Raw genomic sequence first — 3,589 nt, 5'->3', positions numbered from 1 at the left:
GTCATGCCGGTACACACGCACTACGACCACGCGCTTGACTCCGCGGCGGTCGCCGAACGCACCGGCGCCCAGCTCGTCGGCGGCGAGTCGACCGCGTTTGTCGGCCGCGGCCACGGCCTTCCCGATGACCGCATCGTGGTCGCCGCCTCCGGCGAGACGGTCAGGTTCGGCGCTTACGACGTCACGTTGATCGCTTCCAAGCACAGCCACCCCGACCGCTATCCGGGCGTCGTCACGCAGCCGATCGTCCCGCCGGCCCGGGTCTCGGCGTATCGCTGCGGCGAAGCCTGGTGCACGCTGGTGCACCATCGGCCGACGGACAAGCGGTTGCTGATTGCGGGCAGTGCGGGTTTCGTGCCGGGCATGCTGGCGGATCAGCGCGCCGACGTCGTGTACCTGGGCGTCGCGCAGCTCGGCATCAACGGCGATCATCACATCGTCGAGTACTGGACCGAAACCGTCCGGGCGGTCGGGGCCCGCCGCGTGGTGCTGATCCACTGGGATGACTTCTTTCACCCGCTCACTGAGCCGTTGAAGGCGCTGCCGTATGCCGCCGACGACCTTGACGCCAGCATCGCGGTGCTGGCCCGGCTGGCGAAAGAGGACGGCGTTGCGCTGCACCTGCCGACTGTGTGGCGCCGCGAAGATCCGTGGGCCTGACACTTTCACTGGCGCTACTTGCCGTTGTTCTAGGTTTCGCGGTGCTGCGCCCGAAGGGCTGGGCCGAAGCCGTCGCCGCGATTCCGGCCGCAGTCCTGCTGGTCGCGGCGGGAACGATCTCGTGGCGCGAGGCCACCGACGAAGTCCACCGGCTGCTACCGGTCGTCGGGTTCCTGGCGGCGGTGCTGGTGCTGGCCGAGCTCTGCGACGATGAGGGCGTTTTTCAGGCGGCGGGCGAGTTGATGGCACGCCGCAACGGCGGCAACCCGCGGCGACTCCTTCTGCGGGTATTCGTCACCGCGGCCGCCACGACGGCGATCTTGAGTCTTGACGCGACGGTGGTGTTGTTGACGCCGGTGGTGCTCGCGACCGCCCGGACGCTGCGCCTGCCGCCCCGGCCGCATTTGTATGCCAGCGCACATCTGGCCAACACCGCCTCGCTGCTGCTACCGGTGTCCAATTTGACTAATCTGCTCGCGTTCGCCGCCGCCGAGCTTTCGTTCACCCGATTTGGGCTGTTGATGGCCGCGCCGTGGCTGGTCGCCGTCGCAGCCGAATATTGGATGTTCCGGTGGTTCTTCGCCGGTGACCTGTCGGTGAACGTCGACGGCGCGGATGTGCCACGGTCCCAGGCGTTCCCGCTCTTCACGCTGGTCGTGTTGGCGCTGACCCTAGCGGGATTCGCAGTCGCCGACCTGCTTGGGGTGGCGCCGGCGTGGGCCGCGTTCGGCGGTTCGGTGGTGCTGGCTGTGCACGGGTTGGCGCGGCGCCGCAGCACCGTTCGTGGCATCGTGAAGGCCGTCAATCTGCCGTTCCTGGCGTTCGTGTTGGCACTCGGCGTCGTTGTCCGGTCGCTGATGGTCAACGGGCTCGATGCCGCCGTGCGCGATCTGCTGCCGCCCGGCTCGGGACTGCTCACGCTGCTAGTACTCGCGGCCGTCGCTGCTGCGCTCGCGAATGTGGTCAACAACCTGCCCGCCGTGCTGGTGTTGCTGCCGCTGGTCGCACCGAGCGGCGCCGCAGCCGTACTTGCCGTGCTGGTCGGCGTCAACATCGGCCCAAATCTGACCTACGTCGGATCATTGTCAAACCTACTGTGGCGCAGGGTGTTACATCAGAATGACGCCGACGACGGTGTCGGCAGGTTCACCGTGCTGGGGCTGTGCACGGTGCCCGTCACCTTGGTTGTCGCGGTGGTCGCGCTGTGGGCAGCGGTTCGACTGCTGGGCACCTGACTCGCGTATTGCGCGCATCAGATGGGCGGGCTGCTGGCGCCCGCGGAAGCCACCGTGCTCGGACCTGACGTGGCTACCTGGCTGCAGCGCCCAAGCGCCCGCGAGACCTGGCAACGGACGGTTGCTGTCTGACGGCCGTTACCGTCGGCGTTGCCGGGCGATCTCGGCCAACACCACCCCGGCGGCCACCGCGGCGTTCAGCGACTCCGTCGGCCCGGCCATCGGTATCGACACCACGGCGTCGCAGTTCTCGCGCACCAGCCGGGACAGGCCCTTGCCCTCCGAGCCGACCACCACCACCACCGGGCCCATGCCGTCCAATTCGTCCACGGCGGTGTCGCCGTCGGCGTCCAACCCGACCACCTGCAACCCGGCGTTGGCCCAATCCTTGAGCGTGCGATTGAGATTGGTCGCGCGCGCGACCGGTATCCGCGCCGCCGCGCCGGCACTGGTGCGCCAGGCCACCGCCGTCACCGATGCGCTGCGCCGCTGCGGGATCAGCACGCCATGCCCGCCAAACGCCGCCACCGACCGGATGATCGCGCCGAGGTTACGCGGGTCGGAGATGTTGTCCAGCGCAATCAGCAACGGCGGCTTGACGTCGTCGTTCGCCGCGGCCAGCACGTCGTCTGGGTGCGCATACTGGTACGGCGGCACCTGCAGCGCGATGCCCTGGTGCAGCCCATTGGTCGTGATGCGGTCCAGGTCGGCACGGGGCACTTCGAGAATCGGTATGCCGGAATCGGCTGCGCGCCTTACCGATTCGGTCAATCGCTCGTCGGTTTCGGCGCCGAGCGCGACATACAAGGCGGTCGCGGGAACGCCTGCGCGCAGGCATTCGACCACCGGGTTGCGACCAAGCACGACCTCCGTGTCATCGGTACGCTTCGCTGTCCGTTGTGACTTTTGTTTGGCCGCAGCGCGTTTGGCAGCCGGATGGCCGGGCCGCAGGTGGGCCGGCGGCGTCGCACCACGTCCCTCCAGGCCGCGCCGGCGCTGGCCGCCGGAGCCGACCGCCGGCCCTTTCTTGGTGCCAGGTTTGCGCACCGCGCCGCGGCGCTTTGACGGTCCCGGCATCTACTTGTCGTCACCGCCCAGCGACCATTGCGGGCCGTCCGCGGTGTCGGTGACCTCGATGCCGGCCTTCTTCATGCGGTCGCGTATCTCATCGGCCAGCGCCCAGTCCCGCCGCCGCCGCGCCTCCTCCCTGCGCTCGAGCTCGGCGTGCACCAAAACATCGACCGCCGCCAGCGCCGCCGACGTCTCGTCCTCGGACTCCCAGCGTTCGTCGAGCGGATCGCAGCCCAGGATTGCCATCATCGCGCGGATCGAGCGGGCCTTGTCCAGCGCGGTGTTGTGGTCACCGGACTCGAGTGCGCGATTGCCCTCGGCCCGTGCCGCATGGATCTCTGCCAACGCGATCGGCACCGACAGGTCATCGTCCATCGCCTCGGCGAACCGCGGCGTCCAGATGCTCGGCACCACCGCGCCGACGCGATTGCGGACGCGGTGCAGGAAATCTTCGATGCCGGTGTAGGCCTTGGCCGCGTCCTGCAGCGCGGTCTCGGAGAACTCCAGCATTGACCGGTAGTGCGCGCTGCCCAGGTAGTAGCGCAGCTCGGCGGGCCGGACCCGTTGCAGCACAGCGGGTACCGCGAGCACGTTACCCAGCGACTTGCTCATCTTCTCGCCGC

At 68.7% G+C, this 3,589-nt stretch carries 4 protein-coding genes; 2 read left to right on the top strand and 2 right to left on the bottom strand.

The genetic code is table 11. The features are described from left to right. Both VE759_RS20590 and VE759_RS20585 read left to right on the top strand, forming a co-directional pair. Positions 1 to 660: MBL fold metallo-hydrolase (locus VE759_RS20590; protein WP_324935880.1), on the top strand; the 660-nt coding region annotated here is incomplete at its 5' end. Continuing rightward, on the top strand, positions 651 to 1,895 hold the full coding sequence (locus VE759_RS20585) for an SLC13 family permease (protein ID WP_324935878.1): 1,245 nt from the start codon (positions 651 to 653) through the stop codon (positions 1,893 to 1,895). The genes VE759_RS20590 and VE759_RS20585, both read left to right, overlap by 10 nt. Positions 1,896 to 2,033: 138 nt before the next feature. Here VE759_RS20585 and rlmB read toward each other — a convergent pair whose 3' ends face one another. Together rlmB and VE759_RS20575 are read right to left on the bottom strand one after the other, a co-directional pair. Continuing rightward, entirely contained in the window at positions 2,034 to 2,972 is a 939-nt protein-coding gene (gene rlmB / locus VE759_RS20580; RefSeq protein WP_324935876.1) for a 23S rRNA (guanosine(2251)-2'-O)-methyltransferase RlmB, read from the bottom strand. Further along, positions 2,973 to 3,589: DALR domain-containing protein (locus VE759_RS20575; protein ID WP_324935874.1), on the bottom strand; the 617-nt coding region annotated here is incomplete at its 5' end.

This window comes from Mycobacterium sp. (assembly GCF_035640695.1).
GTDB lineage: Bacteria > Actinomycetota > Actinomycetes > Mycobacteriales > Mycobacteriaceae > Mycobacterium.
This window is presented reverse-complemented; position numbering and strand designations above follow the sequence as displayed.

Excerpts from the sequence above, each read along its gene's own strand:
- rlmB (WP_324935876.1), bottom strand. The coding sequence starts at position 2,972 with ATGCCGGGACCGTCAAAGCGCCGCGGCGCGGTGCGCAAACCTGGCACC.